17 protein-coding genes are annotated in these 19142 nt (G+C 71.0%); 6 read left to right on the top strand and 11 right to left on the bottom strand.

Annotated elements, in window-relative coordinates; genetic code table 11:
* Positions 1–58: 58 nt before the first annotated feature.
* The 4 genes from ETD83_RS09700 to ETD83_RS09715 form a co-directional block, all read right to left on the bottom strand.
* On the bottom strand, positions 59–367 hold the full coding sequence (locus ETD83_RS09700) for a hypothetical protein (protein WP_138644731.1): 309 nt from the start codon (positions 365–367) through the stop codon (positions 59–61).
* A gap of 380 nt (positions 368–747) precedes the next feature.
* Positions 748–2559 carry an alpha/beta hydrolase gene (locus tag ETD83_RS09705; protein ID WP_138644732.1) on the bottom strand — a complete coding sequence of 604 codons (1812 nt, stop codon included), beginning with the start codon at positions 2557–2559 and terminating at the stop codon, positions 748–750.
* A 243-nt stretch (positions 2560–2802) separates the two neighbouring features.
* A complete protein-coding gene (tesB, locus tag ETD83_RS09710) occupies positions 2803–3666 on the bottom strand; it encodes an acyl-CoA thioesterase II (protein WP_138644733.1) in 864 nt (287 codons plus the stop codon).
* Between the two features lie 76 nt (positions 3667–3742).
* A complete protein-coding gene (locus ETD83_RS09715) occupies positions 3743–5809 on the bottom strand; it encodes an ATP-dependent DNA helicase UvrD2 (RefSeq protein ID WP_138644734.1) in 2067 nt (688 codons plus the stop codon).
* 132 nt (positions 5810–5941) lie between these two features.
* On the opposite strand from ETD83_RS09715, the gene ETD83_RS09720 reads away from it, so the two are divergent.
* A complete protein-coding gene (locus tag ETD83_RS09720) occupies positions 5942–6223 on the top strand; it encodes a mycoredoxin (protein ID WP_138644735.1) in 282 nt (93 codons plus the stop codon).
* A 28-nt stretch (positions 6224–6251) separates the two neighbouring features.
* On the opposite strand, the gene nudC is transcribed toward ETD83_RS09720, so the two are convergent.
* The 3 genes from nudC to ETD83_RS09735 all read right to left on the bottom strand — a co-directional run bounded on the left by nudC (position 6252) and on the right by ETD83_RS09735 (position 9427).
* Positions 6252–7166 carry an NAD(+) diphosphatase gene (nudC, locus tag ETD83_RS09725; protein WP_138644758.1) on the bottom strand — a complete coding sequence of 305 codons (915 nt, stop codon included), beginning with the start codon at positions 7164–7166 and terminating at the stop codon, positions 6252–6254.
* A gap of 122 nt (positions 7167–7288) precedes the next feature.
* Positions 7289–8674, bottom strand: coding sequence for a dipeptidase (locus ETD83_RS09730; protein WP_230420790.1), 1386 nt, complete (start codon positions 8672–8674; stop codon positions 7289–7291).
* Positions 8675–8815: 141 nt separating this feature from the next.
* Positions 8816–9427, bottom strand: coding sequence for an HD domain-containing protein (locus ETD83_RS09735; protein WP_138644737.1), 612 nt, complete (start codon positions 9425–9427; stop codon positions 8816–8818).
* A gap of 211 nt (positions 9428–9638) precedes the next feature.
* Here ETD83_RS09735 and ETD83_RS09740 point away from each other — a divergent pair, with 211 nt between their 5' ends.
* From ETD83_RS09740 to ETD83_RS09755, 4 genes are all read left to right on the top strand, one after another.
* Positions 9639–10763: an ATP-grasp domain-containing protein gene (locus ETD83_RS09740; RefSeq protein WP_230420791.1), complete on the top strand. Its 1125-nt coding sequence runs from the start codon at positions 9639–9641 to the stop codon at positions 10761–10763.
* A complete protein-coding gene (locus ETD83_RS09745; RefSeq protein ID WP_138644738.1) occupies positions 10760–12349 on the top strand; it encodes an IucA/IucC family protein in 1590 nt (529 codons plus the stop codon). The genes ETD83_RS09740 and ETD83_RS09745 overlap by 4 nt, the downstream gene beginning before the upstream one ends.
* Positions 12350–12531: 182 nt before the next feature.
* Positions 12532–13986 carry an IucA/IucC family protein gene (locus ETD83_RS09750; RefSeq protein ID WP_230420792.1) on the top strand — a complete coding sequence of 485 codons (1455 nt, stop codon included), beginning with the start codon at positions 12532–12534 and terminating at the stop codon, positions 13984–13986.
* Entirely contained in the window at positions 13983–15059 is a 1077-nt protein-coding gene (locus ETD83_RS09755) for an alanine racemase (RefSeq protein ID WP_138644740.1), read from the top strand. Before ETD83_RS09750 ends, ETD83_RS09755 begins: the two co-directional genes overlap by 4 nt.
* On the opposite strand, the gene ETD83_RS09760 is transcribed toward ETD83_RS09755, so the two are convergent.
* Entirely contained in the window at positions 15047–15409 is a 363-nt protein-coding gene (locus tag ETD83_RS09760) for a hypothetical protein (protein WP_138644741.1), read from the bottom strand. The genes ETD83_RS09755 and ETD83_RS09760 overlap by 13 nt on opposite strands.
* Positions 15406–16053: a DinB family protein gene (locus tag ETD83_RS09765; protein ID WP_138644742.1), complete on the bottom strand. Its 648-nt coding sequence runs from the start codon at positions 16051–16053 to the stop codon at positions 15406–15408. Before ETD83_RS09765 ends, ETD83_RS09760 begins: the two co-directional genes overlap by 4 nt.
* A gap of 145 nt (positions 16054–16198) precedes the next feature.
* Between ETD83_RS09765 and ETD83_RS09770 the strand changes: the two genes are divergently transcribed.
* Positions 16199–17809 carry an AMP-binding protein gene (locus ETD83_RS09770; RefSeq protein ID WP_230420793.1) on the top strand — a complete coding sequence of 537 codons (1611 nt, stop codon included), beginning with the start codon at positions 16199–16201 and terminating at the stop codon, positions 17807–17809.
* Between the two features lie 89 nt (positions 17810–17898).
* Here ETD83_RS09770 and ETD83_RS09775 read toward each other — a convergent pair whose 3' ends face one another.
* Both ETD83_RS09775 and ETD83_RS09780 read right to left on the bottom strand, forming a co-directional pair.
* A complete protein-coding gene (locus tag ETD83_RS09775) occupies positions 17899–18207 on the bottom strand; it encodes a hypothetical protein (protein WP_138644743.1) in 309 nt (102 codons plus the stop codon).
* 94 nt (positions 18208–18301) lie between these two features.
* Complete coding sequence (locus tag ETD83_RS09780) at positions 18302–19081, bottom strand: class I SAM-dependent methyltransferase (RefSeq protein WP_138644744.1); 780 nt, start codon at positions 19079–19081, stop codon at positions 18302–18304.
* Between the last annotated feature and the right edge of the window lie 61 nt (positions 19082–19142).

A 19142-nucleotide genomic window follows, 5' to 3' on the forward strand; every position in this document is an offset into this window, starting at 1 on the left:
TAAGAAGGCCGCGGATCCGGTGTGCGGATCCGCGGCCTGGGGGCTTGCCGGTGTGGTGCTAAACCGGTGGCCTCCAGGGGTACGGACCCGACACGTCACCCGTGACGGTGACGCCCACGTGGGCCGTGGCCGGAGCCTGGACGGTCATGTCCTCGAGAAGGTGGCCGAAGACACTCCGCCCCTGGTCCTGGATTCGCTGCTCGGAGCGCAGTTCGCGCAGTTCACGCCAATTCAGGCCGCGCGTGCCGCGCGGGTCGCGCGGTCGCTGGCCGGGCGCGTCCGCATAGGCGGACGCCATGTCTGGAACGAAGAGGCCAGGGCATGCGGCGGTCCAGGACGACGCGGATTTGATCAACGTGTTGCTCACCGGACTGCACACCACCTTCCTGGCTCCTCGGGCCGCACCGGCGGATCCATGATCCGCACCGGCGGGCCGGTTGAATGTTCGCGATCGAGCGTACGGGGCTTCCGCCGAATCAAGCAAGGTATTTTTGACCTGCGGTTTTGTGGGTGACTTCACCCTTTTCCCGCGGAACCCGCGACGCCTGGCGAGCGTCGGGGACTCCTGGGAGTCCCGTACGAAATGATCATTTTACCCGCCCGGGATCGCTCGCGCCCGGACGGCGGCGGGCCGGATCCGGCCGCCAGCGTCGAGGGCGCCGGCGCCGGGCGGGCCGTGTCGGCCCGCCCGGCGTCGCGGTCGCTCAGGTCACCGGTTCCGCATCCGGACCGGGTCCCGAGCAGGGGTCACCGGGTTCCGAGCAGGGTGGACGACGGCACCCGCGTCGCCACCGGCGGCAGCTCGGTGGGCCGCCCGGCGGCGCCCGGCCGGGTCGCCATCGCGCCCGCGTCCGCGGGCCCCCTGGTGTCGAGCGCCAGTTCGGGCTCCGGCTCGAACGGCTGGATGTCGCCCACGCACACCGTGCCGGCGGGCGGCAGGGCGCCGCTGGCGAGGTAGCCGTTCACGGCGTCCGTCGCGCACGCGGAGCTGCCGTAGGCCGTGTGCCCCCAGCTGTTGCTGGACAGCAGCCGGCTGCCGGGCAGCAGCTTGCTGGACGACACCGCGTCGTCGTAGTTCGTGGCCGGGTCGTAGTAGTTCCCGACGATCAGGACGGGGGTGTTCGTCCGCCGGTTGAAGGGGCCGGTGTAGGCGTCCTCGTCGCGGACCGTCCAGGAGTCACCGGCGCACTGGACGCTGGCCCAGCCCCATGCCCGCCCGAAGTAGGGCGCGCGCTTGTCGGACGCCGCCGTCAGCGCGGGCCAGTTCCCGGCCTTCTTGGGGTGCCGTCCGTCGGTGCAGACCACGCCGCTGAACGCGTCGAGCCCGTTGTCGTAGGGGAAGCCCTTGGCGAGGATCTTCCCGGCGGCGTCCTGCTGCTGCTCGACCTTGGCGCGGCGCGCCGCCATGCGTGCGGCGAGGGCCTTGCGCGCCGCGGCCGCCTGCGCGGCCGTCGAGGCGGGTGAGGTCGCCTTCCACAGGTCGGTGAGCGCCGCGTCGATGAAGAAGTAGCCGTCCGGGTAGTACAGCTCGCCGAGCATGCCGCCGACGAGGTCGGCGTAGGTGACCTTCCGGCCGTCTATGTCGGCGGGCTTCGCCTTCAGCCGCCCGGCGAGGACGTCGAAGTTCTTGACCGGGTCGCCGAACTCCGCGAACGCGCACGCCGGCTTGCCCGCCTTGCCGCAGCGGACGAGGATCTCCTTCAACGCCTTGTAGGCGCCGTCTGCGGATCGCAGCCGGTCGTCGAGGATCTCGTTCTCGGTCTTCTTGGTGCCCGTCCAGGAGACCGGGTTGAGAATGCCGTCCACGGCCACGGCGCGCAGCCGGTCGGGGAACATGTTGGCGTAGTACTGGCCGAGCGCCGAGCCGTAGCTGAAGCCCAGGTAGGTCAGCTTCTTGTCGCCGACCGCGCGGCGCAGGACGTCCATGTCGCGCGCGGCCTCCGCCGTGGACATCGCGCCCGCCAGCTTCTTGCCGGTGGTGGAGCAGCCCTTGCCGAGGGCCTTCGCGGACTTGACGTAGGCCGACTCCTGCTTGGCGCCGATGGGGAACGCCACGCTCAGCCCCACCAGCGCGAGCGCCTGGTCCTTGGCGGACTTGAAGCAGGCGACGTTGTCGCTGTAGCCGATGCCGCGCGGGTCGAAGCCGACGACGTCGAAGCGGTCGAGGACGTCCGGGCCGAGGAAGTCCCCCGCCTGGTAGGCCATGGCGGTGCCCTGCCCGCCGGGCCCGCCCGGGTTGACGAACAGGCTGCCGATCCGCTTCTTGGCGTCGCGGGCCTTCACCCGCAGGACGGCGATCTCGGTCGTCGCGCCCTTCGGGGCGTCGTAGTCCAGCGGCAGCCGGACGGTCGCGCACTCGGCGTGGCCGTAGCACGCGTACCAGCCGAGTTTCGGCGTGGGCACGGCGTCGACGCGTTTCTTCTCGGCCGGGCTCGTCGTGTCGCCGGCGGGCGCGGCCCGGACGCCGGGCACCCCGGGCTCGGCGAGGGCGGTGCCCGCCAGGGCGGGCACGAGCGCCGCGGCGGCGGCGACGGCGAGAATCCTGCTTCTCAGGCGCATGCGCTTCCCTTCTGGGAGATCAGTGCCATTCCGCGCACAGGGCGAAATGGTCCCCTGATCTTGGTGCCGCGCCTCTCGCGACGTGATCCACCGGCGGACCACTCATCTGGTCCCGTAGATCAAACCCCAGGAGGATTGACGCGCGCCGTGATCACTGGTTCGCCAGGCCCGGCGGCCGCGCGCCGTGCGGCGCGGCCGCCGCAGGCGGGTCCGGAGCCGTGCCCGGGGCGTGTCCTGTTCCGGTCAGGCGTCGGTGACCCGGATCAGGCCCTCCTGCATGACGGAGACGACCAGCTCCCCGGAGCGGGTGAACACCTGCCCGCGGGCGAGGCCGCGGGCCCCGCCGGCGAACGGCGTGTCCTGGTAGTACAGCAGCCACTCGTCGGCCCGGAACGGCCGGTGGAACCACATCGCGTGGTCGAGGCTGGCGCCCATCGTCCGCTTGTCGCCCCAGGTCAGCCCGTGGTTGAGCAGGACGGTGTCGAGCAGCGTCATGTCCGAGGCGTACGTCATCAGGCACACGTGCAGCAGCGGGTCGGCGGGCAGCTCGCCGTCCACCTTCAGCCAGACCTTCGACTCGGGGGTGACGAGCGACGGGTCCTTCGCCGCCTCCCAGGACAGCGGCGTCGCGTGCCGGATGTCGAACGGCCGCCGGGTGACGAACTCGCGCGCGGCGACCTCGCCGAACAGCGGTGTCATGCGGGTCAGGCCGTCCGGCAGGGTCTCGGGGTCGGGTGCGCCGGGCATCGCGGCCTGGTGGGCGGGCCCGTCCTCGACGATCTGGAACGAAGCGGACAGGGTGAAGATCGCCTTGCCGTGCTGGACGGCCACGACGCGCCGCGTGGTGAAGGAGCGCCCGTCGCGGACCCGGTCGACGGTGTAGACGATCGGGACGAGCGGGTCGCCCGGACGGATGAAGTAGGCGTGCAGCGAATGGACGGGCCGGTTCACCGGGACGGTGCGCCCGGCGGCGACGAGCGCCTGCGCCGCCACCTGCCCTCCGAAGACCCGCTGGCGGCGCTCGTCGGACGTGCGTCCGCGGAAGATGTCGTTCTCGATCTGTTCGAGATCCAGCAGGTCCAGCAGCGCCTTCAGCGATTCCCTCACGGCGGCCAGTCTTCCCTATCCGCCCTGTCCGTGCGCATGATCAGGGTCTCACCCGCGGGCCCGGCGGCCGGGCGGCTCAGCCGCCGCACAGGGTCAGGACGGCGTCGCCGTAGCGGTCGAGTTTCACCTTGCCGATGCCGGGGATCCGGGCGAGCTCCTCCATGGACTCGGGGCCGTGCTCGGCGATCGCCTGGAGGGTCGCGTCGGTGAACACGACGTAGGCGGGGACCTTCTGCTCGGCCGACACCTGGGCGCGCCACTCCTTCAGCGCGATGAGCAGCTCCTCGTTCAGCTCGGACGGGCAGTCTTCGCAGCGGCCGAGCTTGCGCTCGACGGCGGCGGTCAGCGGGCGCCCGCACACCCGGCACGGCTGCGGGCCCTTGGCGGCGCGGCGCTTGGTCCGGTCGGCGCGGACCGGGGTGGGCGTGGCGGTCTTGCCCGTCAGGCCGCTCAGGAAGCGGGAGGGCCTGCGGTGCCGCGCCCCGCCCGGCGACCGCGACAGCGCCCACGACAGCGACAGATGCACGCGCGCCCGCGTGACCCCGACGTACAGCAGCCGCCGCTCCTCCTCGATCTGGGCGGGCTTCTCGGCGTAGATGATCGGGAGCGTCCCGTCGACGAGCCCCACGAGGAACACCGCTTCCCACTCCAGGCCCTTGGCCGCGTGCAGCGACGCCAGCGTGACGCCCTCCAGCGGAGGCGCGTGCTGCGCGGCGGCACGTTCCTCCAGTTCGGCGACGAAGTCGGCGAGGGCGGCCTTCGGGTCGTCGGCGGCCATGTCCTCGGCGAGCTGCGCCAGCGCGGCCAGCGACTCCCAGCGGGCGCGGGCCGCGCCCGCGCCCTCGGGCGGCTGGTCGGAGAACCCGGCGCCGGACAGGACGTGCCGGACGGTCAGGATCAAACCCGTGCCGTCCGTCTCCGCGTCGGCGCCCGCCCGCGCCGCGCCGCGCAGCCGGACCACCGCCTCGCGCACCTCGGGCCGCTCGAAGAACCGCTCGGCGCCGCGCAGGACGTACGGCACGCCCGCCGCCGCCAGCGCCGCCTCGTACGTCTCCGACTGGGCGTTGATCCGGTACAGGATCGCGATCTCCCGCGCCGGGACGCCCTCGTCGATGAGCTTGCGGGCCCGCCGCGCCGCGTCGTCGGCCTCGGCGACCTCGTCGTCGTACTCGTTGAACACCGGCTCGGGCCCGGCCTCGCGCTGCGCGACCAGCTCCAGCCGGTGCCGCCCGCTCTTCGCCTGCTCCATCACCCCGTTCGCCAGCCGGACGACCTGCGGCGTCGACCGGTAGTCGCGGACGAGCCGGACGACCTTCGCGTCCGGATGCTCGCGGGTGAAGTCGAGCAGGTGCGACGGGGACGCGCCGGTGAACGAGTAGATCGTCTGGTTCGGGTCGCCGACGACGCACAGGTCGTCGCGGTCGCCGAGCCAGGTGTCGAGCAGCATCTTCTGGAGGGGGTTGACGTCCTGGAACTCGTCGACGACGAAGTGCCGGTACTGCTCGCGGACCTGGTTCGCGACCTCCCGGTGCTCGGTGAGGACGGCCGCGGTCAGCTCCAGCATCCCCTCGAAGTCGAGCAGGTTGCGCTCGCGGCGGAGCTGCTCGTACATCGCGTAGACGCGGGCCACGTCGACGACCTCGGCGGGGGCCCGCCGGCCGGCCTTGACGGCGGCGGCCGGGTAGTCCTCGGGGCGGTGCTGGGTGACCTTCGCCCATTCGATCTCGCTCGCGACGTCGCGCAGCTCCGTCCGCCCGAGCGACAGCCGGCACGCCCGCGCCGCGTCCGCCACCAGCCCGATCTTCGACTCGATGATCTTGGGGGGCTCGCCGCCGACGACGCGCGGCCAGAAGTAGGTGAGCTGGCGCAGCGCCGCCGCGTGGAACGTCCGCGCCTGGACGCCCGGCGCGCCGAGCAGCCGGAGGCGGCTCCGCAGCTCCCCCGCGGCCCGCGTGGTGAACGTCACGGCGAGCACCCGCTGCGGGGACACGACGCCGGTCAGCGTGGCGTAGGCGATGCGGTGCGTGATGGCCCTGGTCTTGCCCGTTCCCGCGCCCGCCAGCACGCAGACCGGCCCCTGCACCGCCTCGGCGACCGCCCGCTGTTCGGGGTCGAGTCCCTCCAGCACCGCCTCAGTCGACATCCCCCCATACTCGCAGCCCGCCCCACCCGTATCGCCAATACCTCCGCCTGTGGATAACGAGGAATGCGCAACGCCCGCCCGCTGTTCAGCGATAAGCGGATCGGACGAGCGACAGAGGGAGACGACCCAGCGATGGCGACGCCGACGACCGACCGGGCCAAAGACCCGACCGGCCAGCTCACCATGTACACGACGTCCTGGTGCGGTTTCTGCCGGCGGCTCAAGCGGCAGCTCGCCCGTGACGGCATCGAGATGCTGGAGGTCGACATCGAGCGCGACCCCGCCGCCGCCGACTTCGTCATGAGCGTCAACGGCGGGAACCAGACCGTCCCGACCGTCGTCTTCCCTGATGGCACGGCCGTCACCAACCCGAGCGCCAAGGCGGTCAAGGCGAAGCTCGCGTCGCTCGCCTGACCCTGGCGCCTGTCGGATGTGCCGCTTGTCAGAAGGGCGGCATGTTCGGGAGGTCGCCGCCGTACCAGCGCATGATGATCTGCGCGGCTATCGACAGGGGGCCGGGGGCCACCAGGTCACCGGCGTCCATGGCCGCGCGGAGCTCGTCGCGGGTGTACCAGGCGGCGTCCAGGATCTCCTCCGGGTCGGGACGCAGCGGGACGTCGCCGTCCGTCCTGGCGGTGAAGCCGAGCATGAGGCTCTGCGGCAGCGGCCAGGGCTGGCTGCCCAGGTAGCGGACGTCCCGTACGGGCAGCCCGACCTCCTCCTTCACCTCCCGCGCGACGGCCTGCTCCAGGGATTCACCGGGCTCGACGAAGCCGGCGAGGATCGAGCGGCGGTTCTCGGGCCACCGCGGGCCGCGGGCGAGCAGGATCCGGTCGGCGTCATCGGTCACCAGCATGATCACGGCGGGGTCGACGCGGGGGAAGTGCTGGGAGCCGTCCTCGGGGCAGACGCGCATGTGCCCGGCGGACGCCACCCGCGTCCCGGCTCCGCAGCGCGGGCAGTGCCGGTGGGTGTCGTGCCAGTGCTCCAGCGCCACGACGTGCGTGATCAGGCCGGAGTCGCGGTCGCCGAGGAGCGCGCCGACGCGGCGGAGCCCGGCCGGTTCCGTCCCCTCGATCGCGGGCAGCGGGCCGGACGTCCCGAAGTACACGGTGCCTGACTCGTCCTCGCCGAGGAGCCAGCGGTCGCCGTCCGGCGCCTGCGCGGGCGGGACGAAGACGAGCGCGGGGCTCGGCTCGTACGTCACGAGCGACTTGCCGTCCTGGACGACGACGACGCGGGTCCCGGGGTCGGCCCAGGCGGCGTCCAGCCAGGCGTCGTCGCGGCGGTTCAGGGCGACCCGGTCGAGCGTTCCGCGCCCGAGCGCCAGCCACTCCAGGGGACCGTCGTCCACCATGCGCCCCGTCCCCCGATCACTCGTCGTCACCAGCCGTTCCAGGGAGCATCGTCCACCCCGGCCTTCTCCGGCAACCCGTTCTCGCGGCGGCCCGTTCTCCGGCCACCTGTTCGGCGCGGCTTTCAGCGCAGCGCGGTCGCGAGTTCTTCCCAGAGGTACGCGGCGGCTTCGGCGCCCTTGAGGAGCAGCGGGATCTCGACCTTCTCGTTCGGCGCGTGGATGCGGTCGCCGTTCAGCCCGACGGCGACGAAGACCAGCGGCGCTTCGAGGATGTCGGCGAGGTCGGCCTCGGGGCCGCTGCCGCCCTCGCGGGTGAACAGCACCTGGGTGCCGAACGCCCGTTCCATGGCGCGGCGCGCGGCCGCGACGCCGGCGGAGTCGATCGGCGAGAAGCACGGCCGGACGCCGCCGCCGGCGACGGGGATCTCGGCCTCGATGCCGGGCGGGACGTGCTCGGCGACCCACGCCTCGAACGCCATCTGGACCTTGCGCGGGTCCTGGCCCGCGACGAGCCGGAACGAGATCTTGGCGTGGGCCTGGCCGGGGACGATCGTCTTGCCGCCGGGTCCGGTGTGCCCGCCCCACATGCCGTTGATCTCGGCGGTGGGCCGCGCCCAGATCCGTTCGAGGGTGGTGTAGCCCTTCTCGCCGTGCGCGACGCGGCTGTCGCCGGCGGTGCGCAGCCAGGCGTCCTCGTCGAACGGGAGGCGCGCGAAGAGTTCGCGTTCCTCGTCCCTCAGCGGGACGACGTCGTCGTAGAACCCGGGGAGGGTGACGCGGCCGTCGGCGTCGTGCAGCGCGGCGAGCAGTTCCGCCATGGCGTGGAGCGGGTTCGGCACGGCGCCGCCGAACGAGCCGGAGTGCAGGTCGCGCGACGGGCCGCGCAGGGTTACCTCGACCTCGGTGAGGCCGCGCATGCCGGTGCACATCGACGGGACGTCCGCGTCCCACATGGTGGTGTCGCTGATGACGACGGCGTCGCAGGCGAGCCGCTCCCGATGGTCCCGGAGCAGTTCCGCGAAATGCACCGAGCCCGATTCCTCCTCGCCCTCGACGAGCAGTTTGATCGTGACGGGCGGGGCCGGGCGGCCGGACGCGGCGAGCCCGGCGCGGAGCCCGAGCGTGTGGAAGAAGATCTGCCCCTTGTCGTCGGACGCGCCGCGCCCGATGAGCCGGTCGCCGGTCTCCACGGGCTCGAAGGGGTCGGTGTCCCACTCGTCCAGCGGCTCGACGGGCTGGACGTCGTGGTGCCCGTAGACGACGACGGCGGGGGCGTCCGGGTCCTCTGCGGGCCATTCGGCGTACACGGCCGGAAGGCCCGGGGTCTCCCAGACCTCGACGGTGGGGAAGCCCTGGGCGCGGAGGTAGTCGGCGAGCCACCCGGCCGACCTCCGGACGTCCCCGGCGTAGGCCGGGTCCGCGGAGATGGACGGGATCGTCAGCCACTCCTTGAGGTCGGCGACGAACCGGTCCCTGCCGGCCTGGATGTACGCCACTACGTCGTTCACCTGCATGCCCCTTCGCACGTCGTACCGTCAGGCAGAGTCTTCCGTCCGGGGTTCCTGATCGCGCCGGTGTCCGGGCTTCCAGGGGACGGGAAACTCACAGTAAAGGATCCCGTTGCCCGGGTCGCGGGGCCGCCTTGATCATCATTGACCGTTCAGAAGCATCAGTTCTGTGCGGATGTTATTGCGTGCGCGTTGTTCGTAGCGTTCGTGGGCTGTGGGCGTGCGAAAAAGTTTCGGTAGGGCGAGCAGACCGTTGAGCACTTCGGCACGTCCGGCTTGGAAGAACTCCTCGGGGACGAACGCGTACTCCTCGCGGACGGCGGCGGCGTAGGCGGCGTACTGGGCGGGGTCCGCGCCGAGGATCGCGAGGTCCGCGTCGCATAGGACCTGGCCGTCGCGGTCGTCGCCGGCGGGGGCGTGCGTGGCGGTCAGCTCGACGAGGCGCACGACCTGCCCGACGTCCGGTGCCGGGAGGTCGGTGTCGGCGAGCATGCGGGCGGCGAGGCGGGCGCTGCGCTCCTCGTTGTCGGCGCGCTCGGGGTCGTAGACGGCGTCGTGGAACCAGGCCGCGAGGCGGACGGTGTCGGGGGTGTCGGCGTGGCCGGCGAGCTCGTCCACGAGGTCGAGGACGGCGGTGAGGTGCTCGCGCGTGTGGTAGCGGCGATGCGGCTCGCCGTAGCGGTCGTTCAGCTCCGACCCGATATGCCGGGTGTGAGGTCCGGCGAGCGCGACCCACCGGTCGACGAGATCCATGGCCCCATCCTGACCGATCGGCGTCTTGTCCTATCCCGGCCCGGGCCGGGACACGCGATGTCACCGTCCTTGCCCCTGCGGACCGGCCCCGCCACTATGGTTTCTGCGAGTTAGGCAAGCCTTACCTCACTGACTGTTGTGGTCCATGCACTGGAAAGGCCGATCCGTGGCCGCCTCTCTCTACCTGGCCGCCGGGAAGACGACCGACTCGGTGACGCACGGCTTCCTGCCCGCCGCCGCGCGTCTGGGCCTGGACGTGACGCTGCTCACCGACCGCCCGGCCGCCCATGCCGGGACGCACGACGGACCGATCGTCCAGTGCGACGTCTTCGACTTCCGGGAGATCGTCGCCGCGGTCGACGGCGCGCCTGCGGCCATCTTCACCAACAGCGACTTCCTGCAGGCGCCCGCCGCACTGGCCGCCGCCTATCACGGGCTCCCGGCCAAGGACTGGCGCGCGGCGACCCGTGCGAAGAACAAGGCTCTGATGCGCCGCCATCTGGCGTCCATTGACCCGGTCTTCTCGGCGGACGCCCGCCGTGTGCCGGAGGACGCGCCGTATCCACTCGTCCTGAAGCCGCGCGAGGGCGTCGCCAGCGAAGACGTGTTCCTCGTGCGGGACGCCTTGGAATTGGCCTCGCGCGTTGACGAAATCGCTGCGCGCCGGGACGACCCGCTGGTGGCCGAGGAATACCTTCCGGGCCGTCTCCACACGCTCGAAACGCTCGGGGATGGGCGGGAACTGCGCGTCCTTGGCTCGTTCCGGACGACGCTCTCTCCGCCGCCCTTCTTCGTCGAAGAGCGCCTTGAATGGACTGCCCCGCCGCCAGAAACCGCACAGGTCCTTGAGCAGCTCGACGCGCTGGGCATCGGTTTCGGTGCCTGCCACACGGAATTCGTCGTCCACGAGGGACGCGCGCACATCATCGAGGTCAACTACAGGCTGATCGGCGACCACTGTGACTTCCTCTTAGCCGACCTGTTGGATGTGCCGCTGTTCGAGCAGATCCTGACCGTCCACCTGGGCGGACGTCTCGCCGACTGGGGCAGCGCCTTGGACGGCGGCCAGGGCGGGCTGAATCACCGGCATGCCATCGCTGAGCCGGTCATTGCCGACCGCTCTGGCAAGCTGACGGCCGCTCCCGGCCCACTGCAGTTGGACGACGGCCCAGTGCGGCTCTCCTATCGCCCTCAGCGCGCGGTGGGTGATGCCGTCGCGGTCACCCGCACGAACCGCGATTACCTCGGCACCGTCCGCGCCATCGGCCCCGGGCCGGACGAGGTGAACGCCGCCTTGGCCCGCTTCCGCGACGCCCATGACTGGACGATCACGTGACCGGCCATGACATCGAGAGCTCATTGGCGGCCCGGATTCTGGACGCGCTCCTGCGCGAGAACTATGCGGGCCTAGGCCGCTTCATCGAACAAGGCGCTCTGCGGCTTCCCCATCGTTCGGTGCGGCTCCTGCGGGCGCGTCCCGCGTTCCTGTCCAAGCTCGTCGTGGACCCGTCGCAGCGCCTCAGGCTGAGCGACGTCTTCACCGCCGTCCACGCCGTGGCGGATCCGTGCGACGACACGGCCGCGTTCGAGCGGGAATGCCTGGACGCGCTGGCGACGACCAAGCTCCATCTCGACGCGCGGCCGGCGGTGCACCGGCGGCTGGCGCGGCTGCCGGACGAGCTGCGCACCGGCCCCGGGACGTTCTACGAGACGCTGGCGGCCTACAACGACCATCCGGTACATCCGACCGGGAGGAGCCGCGCCGGGCTCTCCATGGCCGATCTGAGCCGCTACGCGCCCGAGTTCGCGCCGTCGTTCCCGCTGCGCTGGGCGGCGGTGCGGAACCCGGAGCTCGCGGGGCCGCCGCCCGGGTGGTGGCCGAGCCGGTCCGACGTCGGCCTGCCCCCGGGCGGCGGCGCGCTGTTCCCCGTCCACCCGCTGGCGGTGCGGCAGGTGCGCGAGCACCCCGGAGCGACCCTCGCACCCGACCCGTACCTCCAGGTCACCCCCACTCTCTCGATGCGGACCGTCGCCGCCGCGCCGCTCGACCATCTGAAGATGCCGTTGCCGACCGCCACGCTGGGCCTCCGCAACCGCCGCACGATCACGCCCGGCACGCTCCCCGACGGCGCGCTCGTCGAACGCCTCCTGCGTGACGTCCTGCGGCGGGAACCGGCGCTCCCCGTCCTTCTCGCCGATGAGCAGACGTACGGCCACGCGCAGGACCCTCTTCTCGGTTACCTCGTGCGGCGCTTCCCGCCCGAAACCGCACGCGCGCACGTCGTCCCCATAGCGGCGCTTCTGGCCGAGGCTCCCGACACTGGTTACGTGGTCGAACGGTGGGACGTCGAGGCTCTTTTCGACGCCTACCTGTCGGCGCTGTTCTCCTGGAACGTCGCGCTGTTCCGCTACGGCATCGCGCTGGAGGCGCACCAGCAGAACGTGGCGCTTGTCTTGGACGAGAGCTTGGAACATGCCCCGCCTCGGCTTCTGGTCAAGGACAACGACGGTGCACTCATCAACACGTCCAGGCTCCGCGAGCGGCTCACCCCGTCCCCCGGCGCGGACCCGCGCGACCTCATCGACCGCCGTATGACGACCAGCGACGACGAGGCGCTCGCGCGCGTCTTCGTCACCATCACGCTGCATCTGTGCGCCGCGGCGCCCGCCTTCGGCCTGGCCGAGCGCGGGCTGCTGCCCTGGCGCACCGGTCTCACGCTGATCCGCGAACGGCTGGACGGTGCGCTCGGCCCGGGCGACGCCTTCCTGCGCTCCCGCACGCTGGACGCCGACGCCCTCCCGGGCAAGGCCATGGTCACCGCCGGAACCCTCGTCGACAAGGCAAGGACAGGCGCGGCCGACATCAACAAGCACTACGGCCCGCCGGGCCCCAACTACCTACTGGACGCGACTTGCCCGTAATCGGAACCGCACCCACCGCCGTCACCGCCGGCTCTACCGGCTCCGTCAGCTCCATCCTCTCCGCAGGAGACGTCACCTCCACCGCTCTGCTCAACTGCCTGATCCGGGAGGTCTGCGCACCTGAGCAGCAGGTCTGGCAGGACGGCGCCCAGCTCGTCGCGCGTCTGCCCCGTGCGGGAGTCGTGCTGCGCACGGGGCTGGCCCGTCCACCGGTGGGCGCGACCTACCGGCTGGCGCCGCCGTACGAGGAGCAGCGCGGGGACGGCTGGATCCCGCTCTCCTGGGGCAGGCTGTCGAATCTGGTGGCGGGTGAGCTGGAACTGGCGACCGGCCGTCCGAACCCCGAATTCCTCGTCCAGGTGGACGGCAGCCACACCGCCTTGGAAGCGATCATCGCCGCGCGACGGGAACCTTCATACGATCCCTACATCGACTCTGAACAGTCTCTGGTGGCGGGTCACCGGTTCCATCCGTCGCCGAAGTCCCGCCAGGGTTCGCCGACAGATTGGTTGCAATACGCGCCAGAGGCCAGGGCCCGTTTTCGTCCGTTGTGGCTGGCCGTCCCCGAGCATCTCATCGCCGAAGAGGGAACGCTTGAGGCATTCGCTGGTCTGGAGACCTACGGCCCCCGCATTCCGCAGGGACGGAAGCTGCTTCCCGTCCATCCGTGGCAGTTCTCCTTGCTGGCGGGCAATCCGGTCCTGCGGGAGGCTCTTGCGCGGGGCTTGTTGCTCAATCTCGGTCCGTCCGATGCCGAGGCGGTGCCGACGTCGTCCGTCCGGACGGCGTATCTGCCGGACGCCGACGTTTTCTGCAAGTTCAGCCTGGACGTGCGCATCACCAACTGCGTCCGTAAGAACGCCTGGTACGAGCTGTCCAGCGCGATAGCCCTGAACGACCTGCTGCCGCCCATCTTCAGAAAGCTGAACTCCACGCTTCTCGCAGAGCCCGCGTACCGCAGCGTCACTCTCGCCGATCGCCGCCTGTACGAGGGCTTGGGGGTGATCCTCCGCGACGGCGTCAGAACCCTTCCCGGGACACCAATCCTTGCGGGCGCCCTAGCCGACCCCTACAACACGTTCCTCGCAGATCTGCCCGCCCTATCGACCCCGGACGGCGCCCAAGCCTGGTGGGACGCCTACGTGGCGCACGTGGCACCGCCGGTCCTGAGCGCCTACCTCGACCACGGGATCGTCTTGGAACCCCACCTTCAGAACGTCCTCATCTGCGTGGACGGCGACGGCATGCCCATCCACACCGCGTTCCGCGATCTGGAGGGCACGAAGCTCACCGCAGGCAGCTGGGACCTGACACACCTTCCATCGCGCGTCGCGGAAAGCCTCACCTATGCCCCCGACCGTGGCTGGAACCGTGTCGTCTACTGCCTTTTCGTCAATCATCTGACCGAGATCGCAGCAGCGATAGCCGATCTGCACCCGCGGCTGGAGAAAGCGCTTTGGCGGACAGCGAGAAAACATTTCGCCGTCCATGACCGCCATCCCCAAATGAGGGCCCTGCTGGCCGGAGTGCCGCTGCCCGCCAAGGCGAACCTCCGGACCCGCTGGTCCCGCTCGGCCGACCGCGGCGCGACCTATGTCACCGTTCCCAACCCGCTCGCCGCGCCCCGACCGCTATGAAGGAACACGCCCTCAACCTCGACAGGTACCCGGCCTACATCTACGATCTCGCCGGCCTGGAAGCGCATGTCAAATCCATTCGCGCCGCCCTCGGGCCGACGGAGCTCTTCTACGCCGCCAAGGCCAATCCCGACGCCGAGATTCTGCGGACCCTCGCATCCCATGTGGACGGTGTCGAGGTCTCGTCCGGCGGCGAACTCACCCACGTCCGCGAAACCTTGCCCAAGACGCGCATTGCCTTCGGAGGGCCAGGAAAAACTCCTCAAGAACTGTCCCTTGCCCTCCATGCCGACCGCGTCCACGTGGAGAGCCCGAGCGAGCTGACCCGCCTCGCAGGCGAAGGCTTCGCGAACATCCTCCTGCGCGCGAACCTCCCGCTGACCACACCGGACGCCGCCCTGACCATGAACGGCCCGTTCGGCATGGACGAGGACACGCTCAACGAATGCGCCTACATGCTGGCGGACAATCCGCAACTCACCCTTCGCGGCATCCACGCCCACCTGGCCTCGGGCCTGGACGCTCCCACCATGCTCGGCCTAGCCGCCCAGATAACCGAATGGGCTCTCCCCTGGCTGAAATCCCTGGGAGTGAACAATCCCGAACTGAACGTGGGCGGCGGCATGGCCGTCGACTACAGCTCCCCCGATTCCCGCTTCGACTGGCAGACCTACGGGACCGGCCTGAGTCTCATCCCAGCCAAGGTCCGCATCGAACCCGGCCGTGCCATAACCGCCTACCACGGCTGGTACGTCACCGACGTCCTGGACGTGAAAACGACCCGCGGCGAGACCTATGCCATCCTGCGCGGCGGCACCCACCACCTGAGAACCCCGGTGACGAAAGGGCACGACCAGCCCTTTCTGGCCCTCACCGCAAGCGGCATGAAAATCCCGGTCACCCTGGTCGGCCAGCTGTGCACCCCGAAGGACGTCTTCGCGCGCAACGTCCTCGCCCCGCCCCTGATCCCGGGGGACATCATCGCGTTCACCATGGCCGGGGCCTATGCCTGGAACATCTCCCACCACGATTTCCTCATGCACCCCAAGCCGGCATTCCACTACATCCGCTGATCCGGAGCGTCATCGCCGGGGTGGATGATGGACACGATCTGCAGCGCCGCCTCTCCGAGCGCCCGGTCTCCCTCGATTCGAGCGCGCTCGATGGCGCGGGCGGGCGTGATGCCGCGGGTGCACAGCCGCCAAGCCGTGTCAGGGTCGAGTCCGATCAGCACATCGGGCGTGCCGCCTATCGCTGGCCCCGGCTCTGACCGCCGCAGTTCCCACCGCTCATTGCCGCGGACGCAGGCCCAACTGCCGAACCCGGTGATGACGACTGAAATGACCGCACCCTCAGGGGCTGGAATGTTCCGCATGGTGTGCGGCATTGCCCGCTTGATGGGCGGGCCGAGCCAGGCGCTCATCCGCGCGGCTCCCCGTGCCAGCGCCAGGACGTGAGGCGCGGACGGCCGGGCAGTTCGGCGCGGCCGGTGGCCCAGAGCAGCGTCGGCCACGGGCCGGTGTCGCGCGGAGCGTCCGGGAACAGCCGTCCGAGCACACGCGCGCACAGCCCGGCGGGCGGCTCCCACGCCAGGCCGAGGCCCTCCGCCAAGTCATGCGTGTGGACGAGGGTCTCCACCACGCCCATCGCGGCGAAACCCTCCGGGTCGGACGCCCCGAACCCGTGATGGGCGCGGACGTCCGGCGCCGTGCCGCGCACCATGGCGATGAGCAGCCCGCCGCACGCCTCCAGTACCTGAAGAAGCCCGTCGGGCCCGGCCTCGCGGTCCGCGTGGAGGGCGTTCGCGGGCCCGCCGGGCCTCCGGCTCTCCCACACGAACGGCACCTCGCCGTCCATCGGCGGCGTCTTCGGCCCCAGCTGCGCCGCGTACGCGAAGAGATCGTCGCTCAGATGCTCCACGGTCTCCCAGCAGTCCCATTCGAGGGTTCCGGCCTTGGCGTCCCATGCCTCCGGGGGCGCCTTCCGCAGGGCGGCGACGGCGAGCTGGACGGCCAGGTCGAGATCGTCCGCGGTGACGTCGTCGACGGCATCGGATGGGCGCGGCATGATCCGACACTACCCAGCGGGTTCACCTGCCCGGAATTCATTAATCAGGGGCACCACCGCCCATTTATGCCACGGTAAGCCGGGTATGCCGTGTGCCGGGACTCGTCCACGCGGACGATGGGTCTTCGGAGGAGAGACGGACGCTGTGCTGCTGCTCGACCAGATGCGGAGTTTCACGAGTCTTGGACTGCGGGCGGCCCGCGCCGTCCGCGATGTCGGCGTCATGCGCCCGGTGCGGCCGGACAGGGCTGTGCGCCTGCCGCTTGCGTACCTGCGCTTCGGCCCCGTTCCCGCGACGGTCGGCGCGATGGCGGCGCTGCGCTTCCCCGGCCGGACGGCGCTGATCGACGAACGCGGAACGCTGTCGTACCGGGAGCTCGAGCGGCGGGCGGCGGCACTCGCCACCGCGCTCCGCGACCGCGCGGGCGGTGACCGGGTCGGGGTCCTGTGCCGCAATCACCGGGGATTCATCGAGACGGTCCTCGCCGCCTCCCGCCTGGGCAACGACGTGGTGCTGCTCAACACGGACTTCTCCGCCGCGCAGCTCGGCCGCGTCGCCGAACGTGAGGGCATCGGGCTGCTCGTCCACGATGAGGAGTTCGGCTCGACGGTCGACGGCTCCGGATTCCCTGGACGACGCCTCCTCGCCTGGACGGACGGTGAGCCGGACGACGCCTCCGAGACGATCGACGCCCTGATGGCCGATACGGAATCGGAGCCGATCGCCCCAGCGCGGACCAGCCGCATCATCGTCATGACGTCCGGGACCACCGGAACTCCGAAAGGCGCGCGGCACGATCTGTCGATTTCGTCGTTGCTGCCTGTGGCGCTGAGCCACCTCATGCGCGTTCCGGTGCGGTCGGGCGCGCCCATCGTGATCGCGCCGCCGCTTTTCCACATTCTGGGTTTCGCCTATGCGACGGTCGGGCTTGGCATGGGCATGCCACTCGTCCTGTCGCGGCGCTTCGACGCGCGGGAGACGCTGGACACGATCGCCGCCTGCGAGGCGGAGACGCTCGTCGCGGTCCCGGTGATGCTCCAGCGCGTCCTGGACCTGGAGGAGGCGCCGGGAACGCCGTCTCTCCGCGTCGTCGTGTGCGGCGGTTCGGCGCTGCATCCCCACGTGTCGGACGCGTTCATGGACAGGTTCGGCGAGGTCCTCATCAACGTGTACGGGGCGACGGAGACGGGGTGGGCCACGATCGCGACCCCCGGCGACCTGAGAGACGCGCCCGGAACGGTGGGGAGACCGTCCTTCCGCCTCACCGTCAAGATCCTGGACGAGAACGGGCGCGAACTGCCCGCCGGGGAGACCGGCGAGATCTACACCGGGGGCGGCCTGCGGTTCGCGGGGTACACGGGCGGCGGCGGCAAGCGGGTGCGGAACGGCCTGACGGGCACCGGCGATCTCGGGCATTTCGATGGGGCGGGACGGCTGTTCATCGACGGCCGCGCCGACGACATGATCATCTCGGGCGGGGAGAACGTGTTCCCCGGCGAGGTCGAGAGCCTGCTCGGCGGTCATCCGGGCATCGCCGAGGTGTCGGTGACCGGCGTGGACGACGAGAGGTTCGGCCAGCGGCTCGCCGCGCACATCGTCCGCACTCCCGGGTCGCGGATCACCGAGGACGACGTCAGGGCGCACGTGCGGGAGCGCCTGGCCCGCTACAAGGTCCCGCGAGACGTCAGGTTCGTCGAGGAACTCCCGCGCACCAGCACCGGCAAGGTGAAAGCGAACGCCCTGAGCGGCACCTGACGAAGCGCGAGGTCCTGGGCGGGGCTCCGACGGGGTTCGGGGACGGGGCCGCACGCCCCCGACACACCGGGCGAGGTCGGGCGGGCTGGTCAGGCGGCGCCGGCGCGGTTCTTGGCGGCCATGCAGATGCGGGCGAGGTCGTTGAGGGCGTCGGCGCGGCGTTCGTCCAGGGAGCGGCGGTCGCCCGGGCCCGCCTCGGCGAGGGTGTCGATGACCAGGGAGAACACGGGCCATTCGGCGGGGCCGATGGCGCCCTGGAAGTCGATGCCGTCCTCAAGGTCGTCCACGTCGAGGTTGCGGGCGAAGGTGGCGAGGGCGGCCTCGGCCGCCACGACGCCGATGCGCATCGCCAGCGCGGCCGGTTCGCGTTCGAGGGAGCGCACGTTCTTAGAACCCATGTTCGACAACCTAGACCACACGGGCGACACTCGTCGAACGTTTGATCGAACCGGTATGAGGCGAACCGGTATGGGCGAACCGCGCGGGACGCCGTTACCCGGCGATCGCCTGCTGGAAGAGGTGGGAGTGCGTGAAATGCAGGACGCCGTCCGGCTTGCTGGGACGCATCCCGGTCGCCGGTCCGCCCGCCAGCTCGTCCTCCAGCTCCCGCCTGATCCGCGCGGCGACGTCGTCGGGCGTCCGCGAGAACTCCAGCCACGGATCGAGCGGCCGGACGTGGTCGAACCGCTCGGCGCGCTTCACCTCGGCGCCCGCCGCCGTGACGAGGTCCGCGATCCGCGCCTCGGTGAGCACGGTGCCGTGCGACGGGTCGCGGAGCCGCTCGATCCGGTCGGGGTCGCCGGCCAGCCCGTCCGGGCGGACGAGATCGGCGATGATCAGCGCGGCGCCCGGCCGGCTGACCCGGACCATCTCCGCCACGACGGCCTCCGGGTCCGCGACCTGGTGCAGCGAGAAGCGGGTGACGACGAGCGTGAACGACCGGTCGACGTAGGGCAGCGCGGCGGCGTCGCCGCGCGTGAAGGTGACGTTCGTGAGACCGGCGTGGTCGGCGTCGCGCTTGCCTTCGGCGAGCATGGCCGGGGTGAGGTCGAAGGCCGTCACGTGGCGGACGCGGGGGGCGATCGCCCGGGAGACGATCCCGGTGCCGGCGGCGACCTCCAGCACGACGTCCTCAAGGTCGAGTTCCGGTTCCATGAACCGGACGAGCCGGTCCAGATGGCGGGTGAACGCGGTGTTCAGCCCGGGGTCTGCGAATCCCGCGGCCTGTGCGGAGAACTCCCGTACGACCTTGTCGTCATGCGTCACCGTCACGTCGCCTTGCCTTTCTGGGGGCGACCCCCAGACCCCCTGGGAGGGGAGGTCCGAAGATCCT

Origin of the sequence: Actinomadura soli (assembly GCF_005889715.1) — a bacterium.
GTDB classification, from domain to species: domain Bacteria; phylum Actinomycetota; class Actinomycetes; order Streptosporangiales; family Streptosporangiaceae; genus Spirillospora; species Spirillospora soli.